Source organism: Roseiarcus fermentans, assembly GCF_003315135.1.
In the GTDB taxonomy this organism is placed as follows: domain Bacteria; phylum Pseudomonadota; class Alphaproteobacteria; order Rhizobiales; family Beijerinckiaceae; genus Roseiarcus; species Roseiarcus fermentans.
In genome coordinates this window covers 1-1,340 of sequence record NZ_QNRK01000089.1, presented here as the reverse complement: position 1 = coordinate 1,340, position 1,340 = coordinate 1, and the positions used below count along the sequence as shown (strand labels likewise).

Annotated in this window: 1 protein-coding gene; it reads left to right on the top strand. The window is 66.2% G+C overall.

Annotated elements, in window-relative coordinates; genetic code table 11:
* Window positions 1-82 precede the first annotated feature (82 nt).
* Window positions 83-1,312 carry an ISAs1 family transposase gene (locus DFR50_RS31125; RefSeq protein WP_113894234.1) on the top strand — a complete coding sequence of 410 codons (1,230 nt, stop codon included), beginning with the start codon at window positions 83-85 and terminating at the stop codon, window positions 1,310-1,312.
* Window positions 1,313-1,340: the final 28 nt, after the last annotated feature.

The following is a 1,340-nucleotide window of genomic DNA, read 5'->3' as shown; positions in this document are numbered from 1 at the left end:
CAGGGCTCCGAACTCGGGTTAACGGGATTTACGAATTGCGCGAAGGCTGACTCCATGGGCGCTCCTGATTCGGAGACTCCCCATGGACACCCCGCGTTACGAGCCCGCGCCGCCCTCGGGGTTGCGGCTTCTGCTGGACTGCTTTTCCGGGGTCGAGGACAGGCGGGGTCCGGAAAGGGTTGCGCACCGGCTGGACGAGGTTCTGCTGGTGTGCGTGTGCGCCACGATCGCCGAGTGCGACAGCTTCGACGCCATCTCCGACTGGGGACAGGCCCATCTCGGATTCTTGCAGCGATTCCTGCCGTTCGACTGGGGCGTGCCCTCGGGACGCTGGCTCAACATCCTGATGAACCGGATCGATCCGGACCTGTTCGCCGCCTGCTTCATGGACTGGGTTCGCGCCTGCTGGCCCGAGCCGCCCGACGCGATCGCCATCGACGGCAAGACCGTACGCCGCAGCCACGACCGGGCCAAGGGGCGCGCCGCGCTGCATCTGGTCTCCGCCTTCGCCACCGGCAGCCGTCTGGTTCTCGGGCAGGAGGCGGTCGACAGCAAGACCAACGAAACGACCGCCATCCCAGTCTTGCTCGAGAAGCTCGCCGCCGGCCGCAGCCTCCAAGGCGCCGTGGTCACCATCGACGCCATCGCCTGCAATCCGCAGATCGCCAAATCCATCCGCGCCGTGGGAGCCGACTACCTGCTCGCCGTCAAAGGCAACCAGCCGACCCTCGAGGCCGATATCGAGGCCGCCTTCGAAGCCGCCGACAAGAACCAGATCGAGGTCGACGTCGATCTCGACAAGGGCCACGGCCGCATCGAAACCCGCACCGTCTCGGTGTTGCGCCAGGTCGACTGGCTCGACGGCGACCGGCGCTTTCCCGGCGAACTCCGCTTCGCCGATGCGCACGCCATCGTCAGGGTCGAAGCGCGGACCGAGTTGACGGATCGCACCCGGTTCGACGTTCGCTATTACCTCACGTCCAGCGCGCGTTCCGCGACCGCGCTCGGCCGGACCATCCGAAGCCACTGGGGCATCGAGAACACGCTGCACTGGACGCTCGACGTGACTTTCCAGGAAGACATGGCGCGCGTGCGCAAGGGCCATGGCGCGCAAAACATGGCGCTCGTGCGCAAGTTCGCCTTCAACAGGCTCCGCGCCACCCCCTACCTCAGCGACCCGCCGAACCTCCCCGTCAAACCCTGCCGGAGGCCAACCAAGCCTCCGCGCCCCAAAAGCCTCAAGCTGCGCAGAAAAATCGCCAGCTGGGACGTCGAAAGGCTCGCCGAGATCCTCATCGGCAAGAACGGTTAAGGCACATTAACCCGGATTCGGAGCCCTG

Excerpts from the sequence above, each read along its gene's own strand:
- DFR50_RS31125 (WP_113894234.1), top strand. The coding sequence starts at position 83 with ATGGACACCCCGCGTTACGAGCCCGCGCCGCCCTCGGGGTTGCGGCTT.